General features: G+C 70.7%; 16 protein-coding genes. 11 read left to right on the plus strand and 5 right to left on the minus strand.

All coding sequences use genetic code 11. From position 1 onward, the window contains the following. Positions 1 to 6: 6 nt before the first annotated feature. A complete protein-coding gene (locus NFR93_RS00910) occupies positions 7 to 657 on the minus strand; it encodes a copper resistance CopC family protein (RefSeq protein WP_251449455.1) in 651 nt (216 codons plus the stop codon). 192 nt (positions 658 to 849) lie between these two features. On the opposite strand from NFR93_RS00910, the gene NFR93_RS16090 reads away from it, so the two are divergent. Further along, complete coding sequence (locus NFR93_RS16090; RefSeq protein ID WP_502846266.1) at positions 850 to 1,161, plus strand: four-helix bundle copper-binding protein; 312 nt, start codon at positions 850 to 852, stop codon at positions 1,159 to 1,161. A gap of 22 nt (positions 1,162 to 1,183) precedes the next feature. Here NFR93_RS16090 and NFR93_RS00925 read toward each other — a convergent pair whose 3' ends face one another. After that, positions 1,184 to 1,543, minus strand: a complete 360-nt coding sequence (locus tag NFR93_RS00925; RefSeq protein WP_251449458.1) for a hypothetical protein — start codon at positions 1,541 to 1,543, stop codon at positions 1,184 to 1,186. A gap of 171 nt (positions 1,544 to 1,714) precedes the next feature. Here NFR93_RS00925 and NFR93_RS00930 point away from each other — a divergent pair, with 171 nt between their 5' ends. The 3 genes from NFR93_RS00930 to NFR93_RS00940 all read left to right on the plus strand — a co-directional run bounded on the left by NFR93_RS00930 (position 1,715) and on the right by NFR93_RS00940 (position 3,572). Next, complete coding sequence (locus NFR93_RS00930; RefSeq protein ID WP_251451411.1) at positions 1,715 to 2,224, plus strand: FHA domain-containing protein; 510 nt, start codon at positions 1,715 to 1,717, stop codon at positions 2,222 to 2,224. Continuing rightward, positions 2,224 to 2,916 (plus strand): transcriptional regulator FtsR, encoded by a 693-nt coding sequence (gene ftsR / locus NFR93_RS00935; RefSeq protein WP_251449459.1) that lies wholly within the window; start codon positions 2,224 to 2,226, stop codon positions 2,914 to 2,916. The genes NFR93_RS00930 and ftsR overlap by 1 nt, the downstream gene beginning before the upstream one ends. Before the next feature lie 110 nt (positions 2,917 to 3,026). Beyond that, a complete protein-coding gene (locus tag NFR93_RS00940; RefSeq protein ID WP_251449460.1) occupies positions 3,027 to 3,572 on the plus strand; it encodes a MerR family transcriptional regulator in 546 nt (181 codons plus the stop codon). Positions 3,573 to 4,866: 1,294 nt separating this feature from the next. On the opposite strand, the gene NFR93_RS00945 is transcribed toward NFR93_RS00940, so the two are convergent. Beyond that, a complete protein-coding gene (locus NFR93_RS00945) occupies positions 4,867 to 5,676 on the minus strand; it encodes a ParA family protein (protein WP_251449461.1) in 810 nt (269 codons plus the stop codon). 72 nt (positions 5,677 to 5,748) lie between these two features. On the opposite strand from NFR93_RS00945, the gene NFR93_RS00950 reads away from it, so the two are divergent. The 3 genes from NFR93_RS00950 to NFR93_RS00960 are packed head-to-tail and all read left to right on the plus strand — an operon-like array spanning position 5,749 to position 11,448. After that, complete coding sequence (locus NFR93_RS00950) at positions 5,749 to 9,156, plus strand: pyruvate carboxylase (protein ID WP_251449462.1); 3,408 nt, start codon at positions 5,749 to 5,751, stop codon at positions 9,154 to 9,156. 48 nt (positions 9,157 to 9,204) lie between these two features. Then, positions 9,205 to 10,950 (plus strand): MinD/ParA family ATP-binding protein, encoded by a 1,746-nt coding sequence (locus tag NFR93_RS00955; RefSeq protein ID WP_251449463.1) that lies wholly within the window; start codon positions 9,205 to 9,207, stop codon positions 10,948 to 10,950. Between the two features lie 6 nt (positions 10,951 to 10,956). After that, positions 10,957 to 11,448: a peptide deformylase gene (locus NFR93_RS00960; RefSeq protein WP_251449464.1), complete on the plus strand. Its 492-nt coding sequence runs from the start codon at positions 10,957 to 10,959 to the stop codon at positions 11,446 to 11,448. 54 nt (positions 11,449 to 11,502) lie between these two features. Here the strand turns inward: NFR93_RS00960 and NFR93_RS00965 are convergent, their stop codons facing one another. Further along, positions 11,503 to 13,329 carry an AMP-dependent synthetase/ligase gene (locus tag NFR93_RS00965; RefSeq protein WP_251449465.1) on the minus strand — a complete coding sequence of 609 codons (1,827 nt, stop codon included), beginning with the start codon at positions 13,327 to 13,329 and terminating at the stop codon, positions 11,503 to 11,505. Positions 13,330 to 13,473: 144 nt separating this feature from the next. Here NFR93_RS00965 and NFR93_RS00970 point away from each other — a divergent pair, with 144 nt between their 5' ends. From NFR93_RS00970 to NFR93_RS00985, 4 genes are all read left to right on the plus strand, one after another. Next, a complete protein-coding gene (locus tag NFR93_RS00970; RefSeq protein WP_251449466.1) occupies positions 13,474 to 14,409 on the plus strand; it encodes an ROK family glucokinase in 936 nt (311 codons plus the stop codon). Between the two features lie 2 nt (positions 14,410 to 14,411). Then, a complete protein-coding gene (locus tag NFR93_RS00975) occupies positions 14,412 to 15,110 on the plus strand; it encodes a lysophospholipid acyltransferase family protein (protein ID WP_251449467.1) in 699 nt (232 codons plus the stop codon). 156 nt (positions 15,111 to 15,266) lie between these two features. After that, complete coding sequence (locus tag NFR93_RS00980; RefSeq protein WP_251449468.1) at positions 15,267 to 16,604, plus strand: class II 3-deoxy-7-phosphoheptulonate synthase; 1,338 nt, start codon at positions 15,267 to 15,269, stop codon at positions 16,602 to 16,604. A 517-nt stretch (positions 16,605 to 17,121) separates the two neighbouring features. Next, a complete protein-coding gene (locus tag NFR93_RS00985; RefSeq protein ID WP_251449469.1) occupies positions 17,122 to 18,207 on the plus strand; it encodes a hypothetical protein in 1,086 nt (361 codons plus the stop codon). A 656-nt stretch (positions 18,208 to 18,863) separates the two neighbouring features. Here the strand turns inward: NFR93_RS00985 and pknB are convergent. Next, positions 18,864 to 20,804, minus strand: coding sequence for a Stk1 family PASTA domain-containing Ser/Thr kinase (gene pknB, locus NFR93_RS00990; protein WP_251449470.1), 1,941 nt, complete (start codon positions 20,802 to 20,804; stop codon positions 18,864 to 18,866). Positions 20,805 to 20,864 lie beyond the last annotated feature (60 nt).

The following is a 20,864-nucleotide window of genomic DNA, read 5'->3' on the forward strand; positions in this document are numbered from 1 at the left end:
CCCAGCCTATCGGTCGGTGGAGGGATCGGAGGTGCCGGTGTCGCCCCTGCGGGAGCGCGAGACGGCGAGCCACGCGAGCGCCCCGAGCCCCAGCGCGGCCAGCACGCCCACGATGATCCATGCGGTGGGGTCTGCGGATGCCGGCTCACCCGGAACCGCGGGATCGGGTGACGCGGTCGCCTCGATGGTCTCGGTGGGCTCAGCGGTCTCGGTGGGCTCGGGCTCCGCCGTCGTGGTCGGCTCGGCCGTGGGCGCGGGTGCCTCGACGGTGAACGCGTACTCGCCCGAGATGGGGTGGCCGTCGCTGGAGACCACCTTCCACAGCACCGTCACATCGCCCGCGGGGGAGCCGGCGAGCGGCTGCGTCAGCACGTTATCGGCGATGGACGGTTCGCCGTCGGCGAGGCTCTCGCCCGCGGCATCCGTCACCTCGATCTCGGTGGCGCCGGGCTCGGACGAGATCGCCGCGCTGAAGGTCAGGGTCAGCTCGTCGGGCAGCTCCGTCAGGGCGGCATCGGCGGCCGGGTCGCTTTCCACGAGCTCATCGTGGGCGAAGGCGGGGGATGCCGGCGCGAGCGCTCCGGCGAGCATCACCGCCCCCGCGATCAGACTCAGCAGCAGGTTTCGGCGACGGGGCGGGGTCTGGGGTGAACGCACTCGATCCAGCGTACCGGGGGTCTTCCGTCGGGCCGCCCACGCGTCTAGCCTGGCCGCAGGCGGGCTACCTGCCCGTCTCACCGACGGGAAGCGAGACGCGCAATGGACACCATGATGATGGACGCCATGTCGAAGGACATGATGTCGATGCCCGGCATGGACACGATGGACATGTCCGTGATGCAGGCCTGTATGGACGCCTGCTCGGCCTGCGAGCAGGCATGCACCGTCTGCTCGACGCAGATGATGTCGTGCGCGCCGGCGTGCATGAACTGCGCCGACATGTGCAACACGATGATGCGCTCCATGATGCGGATGCAGGGCATGACACCGGCCTCGATGATGGCCATGCTCGACGCCTGCATCGCGATGTGCCAGACCTGCATGGACGAGTGCATGGAGCACGCCGACCACAGCGACGTCTGCAAGATGTGCGCTCAGTCGTGCCAGGCCTGCATGGACGCGTGCATGGCGGTCAAGGACGCCATGATGGCGGCCGCCTGAGTCCGAGGCGTCGGACCCGCAGTCAGGCCGCGCGGAGCGGCGCGATGTTGAACCGGGCAGAGCCGGCGGCCAGCACGTCGTAACGCGCGTGCAGCGCCACCGGCGATCCCACCTGGACCCGCGCCGCGGCGCCCGCACCGTTCCACACGGTGTGCGCGGTGTCGTCGACGAAACTCGTCACCACGACGACGCCGGTCGCGGCATCCGCCTCTGCGACGATGCCGTCGACCCAGTCGGACGGCGTCGCCGAGGCCAGGCGCGCCTGGATCAGGTGAAGCGCGTGGCCGGGGGCGTACGAGGTGCAGGGTCCGCCGTCGAAGCACATGCAGATCGCACGCTCGCGCACCTCGAGGGGCGGAATGTGGCTCTGCGGACTCGACACGATGGACTCCCAGTCAGTAGGTTCGTTGCTCAGCCAGGCTAAGACGCGGCGCTCCGTAGAGCACGCCGCTCGACACAGGCCGAAACATACGTACCTGCTGTGAGGCGGGAGAAGCCGGAAGACGATGCGATCCCTATCCGTTAGGCTTGCATCCGCATGAGGAGGTCCACTGTGGACGACAATCGCCGACCCGAGCCGGGTGACATCCGGCGCGGAAGTGGCGCAGGCGACGAGACGCGCAGCTTCGAGCGCGGATCCGACACCACGCAGACCTTCGGGCACGACTCCGATCTGTCGTTCGTGCCCTTCGGCAGCGAGCTGAACACCGCCGAGCTGGACGCCATCGAGGCGCTCCCCTCGGGTGCGGCGCTGCTGCTGGTCCGCTCGGGCCCGACCGCCGGGGCGCGCTACCTCCTCGACAGCGACGTGACCACCGTCGGCCGTCACCCCGAGGCCGACATCTTCTTCGACGACGTCACCGTCTCGCGTCGTCACGCCGAGATCACCCGCACCGGCTCGGCGTTCGAACTCGTCGACCAGCGTTCGCTCAACGGCACCTATGTGAACGGCGAGCGCGTGGACCGCGCCGCGCTCACCAACGGCGCCGAGGTCCGCGTCGGCAAGTTCCGTCTGAACTTCTTCGTCTCACCGGCCGACCTCGCCCACCCGCCGGTCGCCTGATGGCGGCTGCCTCCGCCCGCGAACGCTCAGCGTCCGCGGGTCTGTTGAGCATCGGCCAGGTGCTCGCCCGGCTGACGCCGGAGTTCCCGACCCTCACCTCCAGCAAGCTGCGCTTCCTCGAGGTGCAGGGGATCGTCTCGCCCACCCGCACCGAGTCGGGCTACCGCAAGTTCTCGCAGGCCGACCTCGACCGGCTGCGTCTGGCGCTCACCCTGCAGCGCGACCACTACATGCCGCTGAACGTCATCCGCGAGTACCTCGAGGACGTCGACGCCGGCCGCGACCCGTCGCCGCAGAGCACGATGCCGCCGCCGTCGATCGTGGCGGCCCCGCGCCGCTACCGTCGCGCCGAGCTGCTCACCGCGGCGGGCGCCGCGCCCCAGCTGCTCAACGACGCGATCAGCACGGGCGTGCTCGCCGGCTCGGACGCCTACACCGACCAGCACGTCGCGCTGCTGCGTGCCCTCGTCGCCCTCGACCGGCACGGGATCGAGCCGCGCCACGTCAGGGCGCTCCGGCAGAACGCCGAGCGCGACGTCGCGCTGATCGAATCTGCCATCGCCCCCGTCCTCCGGCGAACGGATGCCGCCTCGCGCGGTCGTGCCGGAGAAGTCGGCACCGAGCTCGCCAAGCGTCTGGATGAAGTGCGCGGCATCTTCATCCGCACGGCGCTGGACCGCCTGCTCGGCTGATCACGATTCGGTTGCGGCCGACGACACGCCGCGCCCGAACAGCCGATGTCGTTGCCGCGGGGCCCCCGCTCACCTAACGTTGAACTGTTGGCATCCGGATGGGAGAGCGCATGACTGCTCGCGAAGCGGCCGACGGACAGCCGTTCGTCGCAGACCTGCTCTTCACCGACGGTCTGCCGCAGATGGACGACGAAGTCGGCTACCGCGGTGCCCAGGCGGCGCGCGCAGCCGGGATCACTTACCGCCAGCTCGACTACTGGGCCCGCACCGAGCTCGTCGAGCCCACCGTGCGCGGCGCCAGCGGCTCCGGCTCGCAGCGTCTCTACGGCTTCCGCGACATCCTCGTGCTGAAGCTCGTCAAGCGCCTCCTCGACACCGGCATCTCGCTCCAGCAGATCCGCGTCGCCGTCGACCAGCTTCGCGCCGCCGGCATCCGTGATCTCGCCGGCACCACGCTCATGAGCGACGGCGCCTCGGTCTACCTGTGCACGTCGAACGACGAGGTCATCGACCTCGTCAGCCGCGGCCAGGGCGTCTTCGGCATCGCGGTCGGCAAGGTGCTGCGCGAGGTCGAGTCGACTCTCGTGGAGTTCTCTCCCGAGTCGCCCGACGCCATGGACGAGCTCGCCGCTCGTCGCGCCGCCCGCACCGCCTGACGCGGTAGGGGTTTCGCTTCGGGTCGATGTTCGGCGCCCGGCGTCTGGTTTCGGGGCGTGCCCGTATTCGCGCGCTCGGCGTCTCGTTTCAGGGCGTGCCCGTTTTGGCGCGCTCGGCGTCTCGTTTCAGGGTGCGTCGGGTTTCGCGCGCTCGGCGTCTGATTCAGGGGGTGCGAGGTGCGGCATCCGGGGCTCGCGGGGTTTCGGCCGTCCTGTTGACGGCGCGCGGGGGCGGGGTTGCGGCATCCGGGGCTCGCGGGTCTCGGCCATCCGGTCACCGGGTGCGCAGGGCGCGGCATCCGGGGCTCGCGGGTCTCGGCCATCCGGTCTCCGGGTGCGCAGGGCGGGGCATCCGGTTCCCGGGTGCGCAGGGCGCGGCATCCGAGGCGCGGGGTGCGGCATCCCGCGGATTCCGATTCCCTGACTCCGGATTCCGGATACTCCCGCGTTCCGCAGCGGTTTCCGGAGGCGCCGGACTCCGGAAACCGGAGATCGGCGCGGTTCGCGGACTCCTGAACGAGAAACATCCGGGTATCGGCCGGATCTCCGGTTTCCGGACTCTCGACGGAGGGGAGACCTCCGGTTTCCGGACTCTCGACGGAGGGGAGACCTCCGGTTTCCGGACCCTCGGTCCACCCCGTGGGCCACCCACGGCAGCGAGCCGTCACTTATGTCCGGGGCGGGCCGTCGGTGCCGACACACGTGACGGCTCGCTGAGCCGCCACCGCGCCGACCGCGGGAGTTGAATCCAGGATGCCGGCGCAGGCGGCCGCGGGGTACACATGGTTCCGGATGCCGGGTGAGACGTCACTTGTGTCCGCGGCGGCCCGCCATAGCCGACACGGGTGACGGCTCACGTGCCGTCAGAGTGCGCCGGGTGGGCGGTGCTGTTCCGGATGCCGGGTGAGACGTCACTTGTGTCGGCGGCGGCGCGCCATAGAAGACACGGGTGACGGCTCGCGGGTCTGAGAGTGCGCCGGGTGGGCGGTGCTGTTCCGGATGCCGGCGCGAGCCGTCACTTATGTCCGTGGCGAGCCGCCATAGGTGACACGGGTGACGGCTCGCGGGTCCGAGAGTGCGCCGGGTGGGTGGTGCTGTTCCGGATGCCGGGGTGAGACGTCACTTGTGTCCGCAGCGCTCCTCAATAGCCGACACGGGCGACGGCTCACGTGCCGGCAGAGTGCGCCGGGTGGCGGTGCGGCTCCGGATGCCGGGGTGAGACGTCACGTGTGTCGGCGGCGGCGCGCCATAGCCGACACGGGTGACGGCTCGCGCGTCCGAGAGTCCCGCAGGGTCAGGCGCGGACGTCGCTCGTGGTCGGGATGCGGCCGGTGCGGATGATGCGGTCGAGCAGCGCGTCGAAGTCGGCGGCGAGTTCCTGCGCGGAGTCTCCGGGCCAGATGTGCAGCGGCTTCGCCGCCCCCTGCGCCTGCTGCAGCGACGTGCGCTCGGGCAGCTGGGGCGAGAGGACGAGCGGGCCGAACATGTCGCGCAGCTCCTTGATGCGGAACTGGTGCTCGATCGACTGCGGGCGGACGCGGTTGACGACGATGCCGAGCGGCTGGAGGCGGGGGGAGAGGCCGCGGCGGATCTCCTCGATCGCGCGCAGGGCGCGGTCGGCGGCGGCGACCGAGAACAGGCCCGGCTCGGTGATGACGATGACGCGATCGCTCGCAGCCCACGCGGTGCGGGTGAGGGCGTTCAGCGACGGGGCGCAGTCGATGAGCACGAGGTCGTACTCGGACTCGATGGTCGCGAGGGCCTCTTCGAGCTTCCACACGTCGCGCACCGACGGGTGCGGACCGTCGAAGTTGATGGCGGACGGGCTGCCGATCATGACGTCGATGGTGCCCGGATGCACCTTCGCCCAGCCGCTGGAGGTGATGGCCTGACGGACCGTCTTCTCCTTGGGATTCTCGAGGACGTCGGCGATGTTGAGCCGTCCGGCGACCTGAATGTCCATGCCCGTGGACACGTCCGACTGCGGGTCGAGATCGACGACAAGAGTCCGGACACCCCGGGCGAACGCCGCGGAGGCGAGGCCGAGTGTCACGGTCGTCTTGCCGACGCCGCCCTTGAGTGAGCTGACCGAGAGCACGTGCACAAGGCTCCACGTTACCGTCCCCTAGGCTGAGAGCACACTCAGCCGCCCCCCGACGCTGCACGCGAGGTGAGCATGTTCCGAAAGATCCTTGTCGCGAACCGCGGTGAAATCGCCATCCGCGCATTCCGAGCCGCCTTCGAACTGGGGGCCCGCACGGTGGCGGTGTTCCCCTACGAGGATCGCAATTCGCTGCATCGGCTGAAGGCCGACGAGGCGTATCAGATCGGCGAGGTCGGGCATCCGGTGCGGGCCTACCTCGACGTCGACGAGATCATCCGGGTCGCGCGCGAGAGCGGCGCCGACGCCATCTACCCCGGCTACGGCTTCCTGTCCGAGAACCCCGAGCTCGCCGAGAAGGCCGCCGCGAACGGCATCACCTTCATCGGCCCGCCGGCCTCGGTGCTCGAGATGGCAGGCAACAAGGTCACGGCCAAGCACCACGCGATCGCCGCGGGCGTGCCGGTGCTCCGCTCCACCGAGGCGTCCGACGATGTCGACACCCTCGTCGGCCAGGCCGCCGACATCGGCTTCCCCATCTTCGTCAAGGCCGTCGCCGGCGGCGGCGGGCGAGGGATGCGGCGGGTCGAGACCCCCGCCGAGCTTCCGCCCGCCCTGGCCGAGGCCATGCGCGAGGCCCACAGCGCATTCGGCGATGCGCGCGTCTTCCTCGAGCAGGCGGTGCAGCGGCCCCGCCACGTCGAGGTGCAGGTGCTCGCGGACGCCGCCGGCACGACGGCGCACCTGTTCGAGCGCGACTGCTCGGTGCAGCGTCGTCATCAGAAGGTGATCGAGATCGCCCCGGCGCCGAACCTCGACGACACGGTCCGCCAGGACCTGCACCGCTACGCGATCGCCTTCGCCGAGTCGATCGGGTATCAGAACGCGGGCACCGTGGAGTTCCTGCTCGAGACCGCAGGGCCGCGCATCGGCGAGGTCGTCTTCATCGAGATGAACCCGCGCATCCAGGTCGAGCACACCGTCACCGAAGAGGTGACCGACGTCGACCTCGTGCAGTCGCAGATGCGCATCGCGGCCGGTCAGACCCTCGACGAGCTCGGGCTCACCCAGGACCGGATCCATCTGCGCGGCGCCGCCCTGCAGTGCCGCATCACGACCGAGGACCCCACGCAGGGCTTCCGCCCCGACACCGGCAAGATCACGACCTACCGCTCACCGGGCGGTGCGGGCATCCGCCTCGACGGCGGCACGACGGCGGCCGGCTCGCAGGTCAGCCCGCACTTCGACTCGATGCTGGCCAAGCTGACGTGCCGCGGCCGCGACTTCGGCGCTGCGGTGCTGCGCGCCCGCCGCGCCCTGGCGGAGTTCCGCATCCGCGGCGTCTCCACCAACATCTCGTTCCTGCAGGCGGTGCTCGACGACGACGCGTTCGTCGCCGGCGACGTCAGCACCTCCTTCATCGACGAGCGCCCCGAGCTGCTCAAGGGCCGCGCATCGAAGGACCGCGGCACGAAGATCCTCAACTGGCTCGTCGACACCACCGTGAACAAGCCCAACGGCGAGAACCCGGTGACCGTCGACCCCCGGGCGAAGCTCCCCGCGATCGACCTGCACACCGACGCCCCCGCGGGGTCGCGCCAGCGGCTGCAGGAGCTCGGCCCCGCCGGCTTCGCCCAGGCGCTGCGCGCGCAGACGTCGCTGGCCGTGACCGAGACCACGTTCCGCGACGCGCACCAGTCGCTGCTGGCGACCCGCGTGCGCACGAAGGACCTCGCGGCCGTCGCGCCCTACGTCGCCCGTATGACCCCCGAGCTGCTGTCGGTCGAAGCGTGGGGCGGGGCCACCTACGACGTGGCCCTCCGCTTCCTCGGCGAAGACCCGTGGGAGCGCCTCGACAAGCTGCGCACCGCTCTGCCGAACGTCGCGATCCAGATGCTGCTGCGCGGGCGCAACACCGTCGGCTACACGCCCTACCCGACCGAGGTCACCGACGCGTTCGTCCGCGAGGCCGCCGTGAGCGGCATCGACATCTTCCGCATCTTCGACGCCCTCAACGACGTGTCGCAGATGCGCCCCGCGATCGACGCGGTGCTCGCCACCGGCACCTCGATCGCCGAGGTCGCCGTCTGCTACACCGGCGACCTGCTGAATCCGGGGGAGGACCTCTACACCCTCGACTACTACCTGCGCCTGGCCGAGCAGATCGTGGATGCCGGAGCTCACGTCCTCGCGATCAAGGACATGGCGGGCCTCCTGCGCCCCGCGGCGGCCGCGCGGCTCGTGTCGGCGCTCCGCGAGCGCTTCGATCTGCCCGTTCACGTCCACACCCACGACACCGCCGGGGGACAGCTGGCGACGCTGCTCGCCGCGAGTGCCGCCGGAGCCGACGCCGTGGACGCGGCATCCGCCCCCATGTCGGGAACGACCAGCCAGCCGTCGCTGTCGGCGCTCGTGGCCGCGCTCGCGCACACCGAGCGCGACACCGGAATCGACCTCGGCGCCGTGAGCGACCTCGAGCCCTACTGGGAGGCCGTGCGCCACCTGTACAGCCCGTTCGAGTCGGGGCTCCCGGGCCCCACCGGTCGTGTGTACCACCACGAGATCCCCGGCGGACAGCTGTCCAACCTGCGCCAGCAGGCGATCGCGCTCGGACTGTCGGAGGACTTCGAGCTCATCGAGGACATGTACGCCGCGGCGAACCGCATCCTCGGCCGCGTGCCGAAGGTGACGCCGTCGTCGAAGGTCGTCGGCGACCTCGCGCTGCACCTCGCCGCCGTCAAGGCGGACCCGGCGGACTTCGAGGAGAACCCCCACAAGTACGACGTTCCGGACTCGGTCGTCGGCTTCATGGCGGGCGAGCTCGGCGATCTGCCGGGCGGCTGGCCCGAGCCCTTCCGCACGAAGGTGCTGCAGGGCCGGACGGTCGACATCGCGGTCACCCCGTTGACGGATGCCGAGACGGCAGGCCTCGACGGGGATTCGTTCTCGCGTCGCGACATGCTGAACCAGCTGCTGTTCCCCGCGCCCACCCGCGCGTTCCAGCAGACCCGCGAGGTGTTCGGTGACCTGAGCGTGCTCGACACCGCCGACTATCTGTACGGCATCGCCGCGGGTACCGAGCACGTGGTCGAGATCGAACGCGGCGTGCAGCTCTTCGTCGGCCTCGAGGCGATCGGCGCGGCCGACGACAAGGGCATGCGCACCGTCATGACGACCCTCAACGGCCAGCTGCGACCGGTGTTCGTCCGCGACCGGAGCATCGAGGTCGAGGCGCGGCAGGCAGAGAAGGCCGACACCACGAAGCCGGGCCAGGTCGCCGCGCCGTTCTCGGGGGTCGTCACGGTCAAGTCCGCTGTCGGAGACACCGTCGAAGCCGGTCAGCCGGTGGCCTCGATCGAGGCGATGAAGATGGAGGCGGCCATCACCGCGCCCATCGACGGGGTCGTCGAACGGCTCGCGATCGGGGCGACGCAGCAGGTGGAGGCGGGCGACCTTTTGGTCGTCATCCGTCCGGCGCATTAGCCTGGGGGGCGGCGTGAGCGCACCCGGCACGCCCCTTGCTACTTGGAGATGCCCTCAGTGACGCTCGACCGACCCGACCACACACCGCACGAGGACGACGAGAACGCCGTCCTCGAAGAGACCGGTGGAATCGACACGGCCTCGCTCGGCTTCCTCGGCGGGGCCACCGAACAGGTGGCCGTCGTGATGCCCGCGCAGTCCGATGACGACTGGTCCGATGACGACGTGACCGGCGACGAGCTGCCGCACGATGTGCCCGCGGTGACCGCCGAGGGCGAGATCGTCGAAGACGACGCACAGCCGTCGACGGATGCCGCACCCGACGCGTGGGCGCTCGCGCACCCGTCCGACGACATCACCGACGCCGACGTGATCGAAGACGACGTGCCCTCGTCGGGCTTCGCGCCCGAGGCCGAAGCGGAGTCCGAGTACGCGTTCGCGTCGCCGGAAGCCGAGACCGTCGCGCCGGAGTACGAGTCCGCGGCGCCCGAGGCCGAGCCCGCTCGCCCCGAGGTCGAGCCGTCCGCACCGCAGCGTGCGGCATCCGATGCGGGGGAGCACCCGGTGGAGACCGGCAGCACGTCCGTGCCCGCGCCCGCACCCGTGTCCCACGCCGTGACGAACCACGCCGCGTCGTACCCCGTCGCACCCGCTGCCTCGGCGCCGCAGGCCGCCCCCGCCACGGGATCGACGCCCGTCGGCGCCCCGCCCGCGCCCACCGTGCCGGCGGCGACCGCCGCGGCGACACCGCCCGCGCGTCGCGCCGAGCTCGGCCGGCGCGACCACCGTCCCCCGCGTCCGGAGGTCACGCTCGCGTCGAAGCGGCTGGGCGAGTTCGAAGCCGACCGCGAGACCGCCGACCTGCTCACTGCGGATCGTCTGCTCGACCCCACCCACGTCGCGCGCCCCGAGCCCGAGGGTGCCTGGCAGCACCTCGTCTACACGCTCTCGGGCCACCGCATCAACCTCGGCGACAGCAAGCGCGCCCGTGCCCGCAAGGAGCTCGACGGCCGCATCGCCGCCCCGCTCACCGGCGGCGCCCGCTTCGTGCCGGTGCTCTCGCGCAAGGGCGGAGTCGGCAAGACCACCGTCACGACCCTGCTGGGGCAGGCTCTCGCGGATGCCCGCGACGACCGCGTCATCGCGATCGACGCCAACCCCGACCGCGGCACCCTGGCCGAGCGCATCGCACGCGCGAGCGGCAAGACGGTCCGCGATCTCGTCCGGGCTCGCGACGAGGTGGTCGGCTACAACGACCTCTCGGCGATCGTCGCGCGTGACGAGACGCGGCTGGACGTCATCGCCTCGGACACCGACCCCCACGTCGCCGAGGCCTTCAGCGACGAGGACTACGACGACGTCGCCTCGCTGGCCGCGCACTACTACTCCATCGTCCTCACCGACACCGGCACCGGGATCGTGCACTCGGTCATGGGAGCGACGCTCGACCGCTCCGACCAGCTCGTGATCGTGTCGGGGCTGAGCGTGGACGAAGCCCGCCTCGCGTCCGAGACCCTCACGTGGCTCGAGACCAACGGCTACGCCGACCGGGTGCGGAACGCCGTCGTCGTGCTCAACAACTCCCGCCCCGGCACGCCGCTCGTGCGCCCCGAGGAGCTCGACTCCCACTTCCGCTCGCGTGTCCGCGCCGTCGTGCGGATGCCGTACGACCCGCACATCGCCGCCGGCAGCGCGATCCACTACCGCGACCTCGCCCCCGAGACGCGGCAGGCCGCTCGCGAGCTCGCCGCGGTGATCGTGGAGGGTCTGCGCTCGATGGCTTCGGCGGCTTAACCCGCCATGGCAGTCCGGCCCATCCGCGTCTTCGGCGACCCCGTCCTGCGCGCTCCGAGCGCGCCCATCGAGACCATCGACGACGGCGTCCGCGCGCTCGTGCGCGACCTGCTCGACACCGTGGAGCTGCCCGGCCGCGCCGGTGTGGCCGCGCCGCAGATCGGCGTGAACCTGCGCGCCTTCAGCTACAACATCGACGGGGACATCGGGTACGTGCTGAATCCCGTGCTCGTCGAGGTCTCGGGCGACCCCGAGCCCACCGGCGAAGGCTGCCTCTCGGTGCCCGGGCTCTGGCACGATGCGCTCCGCCACCCGTGGGCGAAGGTCATCGGCATCGACCTCGACGGCAACGAGGTCGTGCTCGAGGGGGAGGGGCTGATGGCCCAGGCCCTGCAGCACGAGACCGACCATCTCGACGGCATGCTCTACCTGCAGCGGCTCACGCCCGAGGAGCGCCGGATCGCGATGAAGGAGATCCGCGAGTCGGACTGGTTCTGACGCGCGGAGCCCCACACCTCCGCAGAGGCGTGGGGCTCCGGCATCCGCTCTGCCTTACGGCAGCGAGACGTTCGACGTGTTGACGGGCGCGGCGTAGATCTCGTCGATGTCCTTGGCGAAGTCCGACATGATCACGTTGCGCTTGATGCTCATCTTCGGCGTGAGGTGACCGCTGGCCTCGCTCCACTCGGTGGGGAGGATCGTGAACTTGCGGATCGACTCGGCCCGCGAGACGCGTTTGTTGGCGATGTCGACGGCCTTCTGCACCTCGGCGCGCACGGCCTCGTTCTTCGCCGCCTCGTCCAGCGACATGTCGCCCGGCAGACCGTTGTTCGACAGCCACGTCGGCAGCATCTCGGAATCGAGGGTGATCAGCGCCGAGATGAACGGCTTCTGGTCGCCGACGACGACGACCTGGCCGACGATCGGGTTGGAGCGGATGGGGTCCTCGAGCGCCGCGGGCGCGACGTTCTTGCCGCCGGCGGTGACGATGATCTCCTTCTTGCGGCCGGTGATCGTGAGGAAGCCCTCGCTGTCGAACGAGCCGATGTCGCCGGTGCGGAACCAGTCTCCGTCGAACGCCTCGGCGGTCGCCTCGGGGTTGCGCCAGTACTCCTTGAAGACGTTGATGCCGCGCACCTCGATCTCGCCGTCCTCGCCGAGGCGAACGCCGACGCCGGGGAGCACGGGACCGACGGTGCCGATCTTCGACTTCGTGGCGAGGTTCACCGTCGCCGGCGCGGTGGTCTCGGTGAGACCGTAGCCCTCGAGGATCGTCACGCCCAGGCTGTGGAAGAAGTGCCCGAGGCGCTCACCCAGCGGCGCCGAGCCCGACACGGCGTAGACGACCTTGCCGCCCATGGCGGTGCGCAGCTTGCTGTAGACGAGCTTGTCGAAGAGGCGGAACTTCAGCTGCATGCTGAGCGGGATCTTCTTGCCCTCCTGCTGCATCTTCGAGTGCTCGATCGCCGTGTGGGCGGCGGTGCGGAAGATCCGGCCCTTGCCGCCGGCCTCGGCCTTCTGCTCGGCCGAGTTGTACACCTTCTCGAACACGCGCGGCACGGCCAGCAGGAACGTCGGCTGGAACGACCCGAGCGCGGGCAGCAGCTGCTTGGTGTCGGGCTGGTGGCCCGTCTTCACGCCGGCGTGGATGTCGAGGATGGAGATGAACCGCGCGAACACGTGCGCGGTCGTGATGAACAGCAGCGTCGACGCGCCCGGAACCGAGACGACCTCGCTGAGGGCCTTGGCGGAGTTGCGGCACAGCTCCACGAAGTTGCTGTGCGTGAGCACGCACCCCTTCGGGCGGCCGGTCGAGCCCGACGTGTAGATGAGCGTGGCGATGTCGGAGCCCACGGCGATCTGCCGGCGGCGCTGGATCTCGTCGTCGCTGACACCGGTTCCCTCCGACACCAGCGTGTCGAGGTCTCCGCGGTGCATCTCCCACGCCTTCCGCACGAGCGGAAGGTCGGCCTGGACCTCTTCGAGGCGCGAGGTGTGGTCGGCGGACTCGGTGATGCAGGCGATCGCGCCGGAGTCCGAGAGGATCCACGAGATCTGGTCGGGCGAGCTGGTCTCGTAGATCGGGACCATGACCGCGCCGGCGTAGAAGAGGGCGAAGTCGACGAGCGTCCAGTCGTAGGTGGTCTTGGCGATGAAGCCGACCTTGTCGCCGGGCTCGATGCCGGCGGCGACCAGGCCCCTGGCCAGGGCGATCACCTGCTTCTCGAAATCGGCGGCGGTGACGTCGCGCCAGCCGTCGCCGTCGGGAACGGCGAACAGCGCGAGATTCGGGGTCGCTTTGACACGCTCGGCGAGGAGGTCGGACACCCCCGCCTGGGGGTCGGCTGTGACGATGGCGGGGACTTCGAATTGGACCACGGCAACTCCTTCGGTACCGGTCGGGCAGGGGGAGGTCGTGATCGAGTCTAACCACACGGACCGGCGTCACAGCGGGAGTGCGCGGGACGCGCCGCGGCTAGACTGCAAGGCGCCGTCGCGCCCGCGCCGGCCGGAGGGAGTGCGGTGTTCAGGGTCGGAATCGACATCGGCGGAACCAAGATCGCCGGCGGCGTGGTGGACGAGACCGGACGGATCATCGAGAAGGTCCGCGTCGACACCCCGACCGACACCGTCGAACTCGCCGACGCCGTCGTGAACATGGTCCGTCACCTCTCACTGCACCACGAGGTCGTCGCCACCGGCGTCGCCGCCGCCGGGTTCATCGACCGCGATCGCGCGACCGTCATCCACGCCCCGAACATCGCGTGGCGCAACGAGCCGCTCAAGGCCATCTTCGAGAGCCGCCTCGGCATGCCCGTCGCGATCGAGAACGACGCCAACGCCGCTGGCTGGGCCGAGTTCCGCTACGGCGCCGGCCGCGACGTCGACCACATGATGATGCTGACCATGGGCACCGGCGTCGGCGGCGCGGTCATCCTCGACGGCAAGCTCTACCGCGGCGGCCACGGCATCGGCGGCGAACTCGGCCACGTGCGCTTCACCCGCGACGGACTCCCGTGCGGCTGCGGGCAGAACGGCTGCCTCGAGCAGTACGCGTCGGGCCGCGCCCTGCAGCGCGAGGCGAACAGCATCGCGGTTGCCGGGGGCATCGGCGCGGGACTGGCCGCGCTCCGCGCCGAGAAGGGCACCATCAGCGGTCCGGCGATCTCGCGACTCGTGCTGGCCGGCGACGAGGGCGCTGTCGAAGCGCTCCGCCGCGTCGCGACCGCTCTCGGCGAGGCGTGCGGCGGCTTCCAGGCCGCCCTCGACCCGGAGCTCTTCGTCATCGGCGGCGGCGTCGCCCAGCTCGGCGAGGACCTCCTCGGTCCCGTGCGGCTGGCGTACGAGACGTCGCTGCCGGGCTACGGCGACCGCCCCGTCGCCGAATTCGCCATCGCCCAGCTCGGCAACGACGCCGGTCTGATCGGCGCCGCGGATCTGGCCGTCGTGGAGGCTTGACGATGTTCTACTGGCTGATGAAGTACGTGGTGATCGGACCGATCGTCAAAGCGATCTTCCGCCCGTGGATCGTCGGCCGCCGGAACGTCCCCGCCACGGGCGGCGCCATCCTCGCGAGCAACCACCTGTCGTTCGTCGACTCCGTCATCCTGCCGCTCATGATCGACCGGCCGGTGTCCTTCCTCGCCAAGAGCGACTACTTCACCGGCAAAGGTCTCAAGGGCTGGGCGACCCGCGTCTTCTTCAAGGCCACCGGACAGCTGCCGATCGACCGCTCCGGCGGAAAGGCCTCCGAAGCATCGCTCAACACCGGACTGCAGGTGCTCGGCGGGGGAGACCTGCTGGGCATCTACCCCGAGGGCACGCGCAGCCCCGACGGCAAGCTGTACCGGGGTCGCACCGGCATCGCGCGCATGGCGCTCGAGGCAGGGGTGCCGGTCGTGCCGCTGGTCATGGTCGACACCGACACGATGCTGCCGATCGGACACCGCGTGCCCCGCGTCGTGCGGGTGGGCATCGTCATCGGCGAGCCGCTGGATTTCTCGCGATACGCCGGCATGGAATCCGACCGCTACATCCTCCGCTCGATCACGGACGAGATCATGGTCGCCCTGCAGCGACTCGGCGAGCAGGAGTACGAGGACGTGTACGCCTCGACGGTCAAGGACCGGCTGAAGCCCCGCGCCGTCGCCACTCGCTGACCCCGCTCGACGCGGCGCGCGGGGCAGGGCGGTGACGCCGCGGACACCCGGCGGTGAGGCCCGTCGGGACAGGGCGGTGACGCCCGCGGGCGCAGGGCGGTGACGCCCGCCGTCATGCGGCGGATCGGCGCCCGGGTGCGCGACTAGAATCGAGGGATGCTTCAGCAGATCGACGCGCTCGACCACTGGCGGACCCTGCCCATCAAGCAGCAGCCGAAGTGGCCCGACGCGGAGGCGGTCGCCGCGGTCTCGGCAGAGATCGCCACGCTCCCGCCGCTGGTGTTCGCCGGCGAGGTGGACAACCTCCGCGAGCGACTGGCGCGCGCGGCATCCGGTCGGGCTTTCCTGCTGCAGGGCGGCGACTGCGCCGAGACCTTCGCGGGCGCGACGGCCGAGCAGATCCGCAACCGCATCAAGACCGTCCTGCAGATGGCGGTCGTGCTGACCTACGGCGCCTCGATGCCGATCGTGAAGATGGGACGCATGGCGGGTCAGTTCGCCAAGCCGCGCTCGAGCGACTCCGAGACCCGCGGCGACGTGACGCTTCCCGCCTACCGCGGCGACATCGTCAACGGGTTCGACTTCACCGAGGGCTCGCGCCAGGCCGACCCGCAGCGTCTGCTGAAGGGCTACCACACCGCCGCGTCGACGATCAATCTGATCCGCGCGTTCACGCAGGGTGGCTTTGCAGATCTTCGCGAGGTGCATTCGTGGAACAAGGGCTTCGCGCAGAATCCTGCGAATCAGCAGTACGAGCGCCTGGCGTCCGAGATCGATCGCGCCATCAAGTTCATGGAAGCCGCCGGAGCGAACTTCGACGAGCTGCGCGGGGTGGAGTTCTACACCGGGCACGAGGGCCTGCTCATGGACTACGAGCGCCCCATGACCCGCATCGACTCGCGAACCGGCACGCCGTACAACACATCGGCGCACTTCCTGTGGATCGGCGAGCGCACCCGCGAGCTCGACGGCGCGCACGTGGACTACTTCTCCAAGATCCGCAACCCGATCGGCGTGAAGCTCGGTCCGACCACCTCGGCCGACACCGCCCTCGCGCTCATCGACAAGCTCGACCCCGAGCGCGAGCCCGGGCGTCTGACGTTCATCACGCGCATGGGAGCGGGCAAGATCCGCGACGCTCTTCCGCCGCTGCTCGAGGCCGTGCGCGACGCCGGCGCCACCCCGCTGTGGGTCACCGACCCGATGCACGGCAACGGCATCACCACCCCCACCGGCTACAAGACGCGTCGCTTCGACGACGTCGTGGACGAGGTCCGCGGGTTCTTCGAGGCGCACCGTGCCGTCGGGACCTTCCCGGGCGGCATCCACGTCGAACTCACCGGTGACGACGTCACCGAGTGCCTCGGCGGTTCCGAGATGATCGACGAGGCCACGCTCGCGACGCGGTACGAGTCGCTGTGCGACCCGCGCCTGAACCACATGCAGTCGCTGGAGCTGGCCTTCCTCGTGGCCGAGGAGCTCGAGAAGCGCTGACCTGCGCGGGGCGCGCTGCCGGGAGACGCGCGGGGCGCGGGTCGTCTGGTGCGTGAGCCGTCAGTTGTGTCGGGTTCGGGCGGGTTGAGCCGACGGGAGTGACGGCTCGGTGAGGACTGTGGGTGCGGCATCCGGCCCGGGGGTTTCTTGGTGCGTGAGCCGTCAGTTGTGTCGGGTTCGCGGGGGTTGAGGCGACGGGAGTGACGGCTCGGTGAGGGCCGTGGGTGCGGCATCCGGCCCGTGGGTTTTCTTGGTGCGCGAGCCGTCAGTTGTGTCGGGTTCGGGTGGGGTTGAGGCGACCGGAGTGACGGCTCGGTGAGGGCTGTGGGGGCGGCATCCGGCCCGGCGGGGGGTCGCGAGCGCTCCGGTGCGCGAGCCGTCACGTGTGTCGGGATTGCGACCGCGAAGACGACAGGAATGACGGCTCGGCGAACGTGACGGCCGTGTGAGCGGCGCTGATCTCCGGGGCTGTGGAGAACTCGGCGGCCGTGTCGCCGCGGCCGGGCAGGATCGACGGATGCCGAGACGTGCACGCGACCCTCTGCCCGACCCGCTCGGGAGCGGACCCTTCGAGTTCGGCGAGGCGCGCGAGGCCGACATCGGGCGCGGCCGACTGCGGCGCGATGACATCTCGCATCCGCACCGCGGGCTCTACGTCCCCGCCGGCACGGTGCCGGAGGGGATCGAGGGTCGTTGTGAAGCGCTGCTCCCGTTGCTGGGTCCCGGCCAGTGGTTCAGTCACGCGACGGCGGCGCGACTGTGGGGGATGCCGCTTCCGAAGCCGTACCGCGACGACGAGACGCTCCATGTGATCTCGCTCGCCGACGACGAGGCCAACGGTCGGTCGCTCCGGATGCGCAGGCCGGGTGTGTCCGGCTGGGAGGGTCGGAGCGCGCGGGGTGAGGTGCGCGGCATCCTGCCTGTCATCAGCCCGGCGGACGTGTGGGGTCAGCTCGCGACGCGTGGGGCGACCGCCACGGGAGTCACGCTCACGCGGGAATGGCTGGTGGCGGTCGGCGATCACCTGCTCACGGGGCCGCGTCTGCACGGTCGGCGTCATCCGCTCTGCACGCGGGCGCAGCTGGAGGACGCCGCCGCCCGGCGTCGCGGCGCGAGAGGCGCGCGGGCGTTGGAGTGGGCGCTCGAGCGGGTGCGCGAACCGGTCGACTCGCCGAAAGAGACGCAGTTGCGGATGGGACTGGTGGCGCTCGGGCTTCCCGAGCCGGAGGTCCAGGTCGCGGTCGACACCGCCGAGGGCGTTCAGCATGCGGATCTCGGGTATCGGCGCGCGCGGCTGCTGCTCGAGTACCAGGGCGAGGAGCATCGCGTGTCGCGCCAGCGGTGGCTGCGGGACCTCCGGCGGGTGCAACTCATGCAGGACGCCGGTTTCCACGTGATGCTCGTCGGTGCCGACGACGTCGACGATGCCGACGCCAGCAGGGCGGACGCAGGGGACGCGGTGGGGTCGGGCACCATGTCGGGATCGGGTGGTGGTTCCTCGGGAGATTCGGCCGCGGGATTCGGACCTCTGCCCGGCCCCGGCCTCGTCGCCCTGGCCGCTCGCGTTCGGCGGGCACTGGCGGGGGAGTCGTTCGGACGCTGAGCCCGCCGCCCCGTTCCGAGCTCGCGAGCCGTCACTTGTGTCGGGTGCGGCTGCGGCGGGGTGTCATACGTGACGGCTCGCGTTGCGGCGTGCAGGGGGAGGGGCGGACAACCGGAGGATGCCGGTTCTGGCAGCCGCGGCATCCGTAGACCCTCCGAGCCGTCACTTGTGTCGGGTGCGGCTGCGGTGTGGTGACATACGTGACGGCTCGCGCCCTGGCGTCTCGTGCGGAGGGACCGGACACCCCAGAGGATGCCGGTTCTGGCAGCCGCGGCATCCGTAGACCCTTCGAGCCGTCACTTGTGTCGGGTGGGGCTGCGGTGGGGTGACATACGTGACGGCTCGCGCCCTGGCGTCCCGTGCGGAGGGACCGGACACCCCAGAGGATGCCGGGACTGGCAGCCGCGGCATCCGCAGACCCTCCGAGCCGTCACGTGTGTCGGGTGCGGGTGCCGCGGGGTGACATACGTGACGGCTCGCGCCCTGACCTACCCGACACGCGCCCCGGCCCACGCGCCGGCCCCAGACACCCACAGGATGCCGCGACTCACACCCGCGGCATCCAGCCGACGCCACCCGACCCCAGCGAGCCGTCACTCGTGTCGGCGCGTCGCGCCCGAACCGGCCACACGTGACGGCTCGCGAACGCGAGCGTGTCAGCCGGAGGCGGTGATAAAGATGTAGACGCGGGTTCCGCGCACGACCATCTCGCCGGCAGCAGGGTCGGAGCCGGTCACCTGGGTGAGGGAGTTGGGGATGGCGGCCCAGAAGACGGCGTAGTCGACCTGGAATCCCTCGGCCTCGAGCGCGGCGATGGCCTCGTCGCGGGTCATGTCCACGACGTTCGGCACGGCGAACAGCGGGGGACCCGTAGACACGATGAGACGCACGGTGTCGCCGGGGCGCCAGCTCCCGCCGCCGTCGCGCTCGGCGATCCCGATCACACGGCCCGCGCCGATGGACTCGCTGGTCTGTGCGATGACGTCGCCCGCCACCTCGAGTCCCGCGTTCTGCAGTTCGCTGCGCGCGGCGTCCTCGCTGTCGCCGACGACGTCGGGCACGGGACCGAGCGACACCCACAGGGTCGCCTCGTCGCCCTCGTTCGCGGTGCAGCCCTCGCCGCACGCGATGTCGTCCCCACCGGCGGCCGGATGGATGAGCACGCCGAGCACGGTGCCGGGGGCCTCGCCGCGGAAGTACTTCGCCGTGTCTTCGCGAGGGGTGATGCCGTATTCGGTGAGCGCGCTGCGCGCCTCACCCTCGGAGCGACCCATGAGCCCCGCCACCTGCACCTCGGCGGGCCCGAGCGAGACGAACACGGTGACGGTGGTCTCTTTGTCGACGCGTGCGCCCGAAGCGGGCTCGCTCTCGATGATCCGACCCGCTTCGACCTCGAGGCTGCTGCGGCCCTCCTCCTCGGCGAGGAGCCCCTCGTCGGCGAGCACGGCCTGCGCCTCGGAGAAGCTGAGGCCCTCGACCTGCGGCACGGCGACCAGCGAACCGGGACCGGAGCCGAACCACCATCCCGACGCCCCGGCGAGACCTGCCAGCACCAGCACGAGCGCGACCAGCCACGCGCCCTTCGCCTGGCGCCGCCTGGTCGCGCGCCGAAGGCGGGTGGCGTTGTCGCCGTCGTCGACCGTGGCGATCGGGCCGGTCGGAGCGACCGGCATGACGGCCGTGAGCTCGTCGGTCGAACCGGTGTCGTGCGTGACGCTGGTGGTGCCGGTGCGGGTGACCTGCGGGGTGATGCCGAGCTCGCGCTCGATGTCGCGCAGCCGGTCGAGCATCTCCCGGGCGTCGGAGGGCCGCTCGTCGGGATTCTTCTCGGTGGACCACAGCACCAGCTCGTCGAGCTGCTCGGGCACTCCCGGGTTCTTCACGCTCGGGCGCGGCACCGAGTCGGTGGCGTGCTGGAACGCGATCTGCATCGGCTGCTCGCCCTTGTAGGGCTGTTCGCCGGTGAGCATCTCGTACAGCATGATGCCGAGCGCGTAGATGTCGCTGCGCGCGTCCGCGGTGCCGCGGGTGACCAGCTCGGGGGCGAGGTAGGCGATCGTTCCGAGCAGCTGGGATCCGGTGGCGGTGTTGGCCGTGGTGGCGCGCGCGAGCCCGAAGTCGCCGATCTTGACGCGGCCGTCCTCGGCCAGCAGCACGTTCTCGGGCTTGACGTCGCGGTGCACGATGCCTGCGCGGTGCGCGGCGGCGAGACCCGAGAGGACGGCATCCATGATCGTGATCGCCTGCGGCACCGAGAGGCGCCGCTGCTCGCGCAGCAGCTCGCGCAGCGTGATGCCGGGCAGGTACTCCATCACGAGGTAGGCGATCTCGCCGTCCTGGCCCTGGTCGAAGACGTTCACGACATGCGGGTCGGCCAGGCGGGCGGCGGCGCGCGCCTCTTGGATGAACCGGCTCTGGAAGACCGTGTCATCGCTCAGATGGCCGTGCATCACCTTCAGGGCGATGCGCCGCTCGAGCCGCAGATCCGTAGCGACGTACACCGTCGCCATCCCGCCCCGGGCGATACGAGCGCGGACGCGATACCGGCCGTCGACCAGACGGCCGATCAGCGGGTCCGTCTGCTGGCTCGTGTTCACGCTCAGAGTCTACGGATGCCTGGCCGTGAGCCCGCGGAACGGCTCACCCCCTGGTGGTGC

Origin of the sequence: Microbacterium sp. Marseille-Q6648 (genome assembly GCF_943181415.1) — a bacterium.
GTDB lineage: Bacteria > Actinomycetota > Actinomycetes > Actinomycetales > Microbacteriaceae > Microbacterium.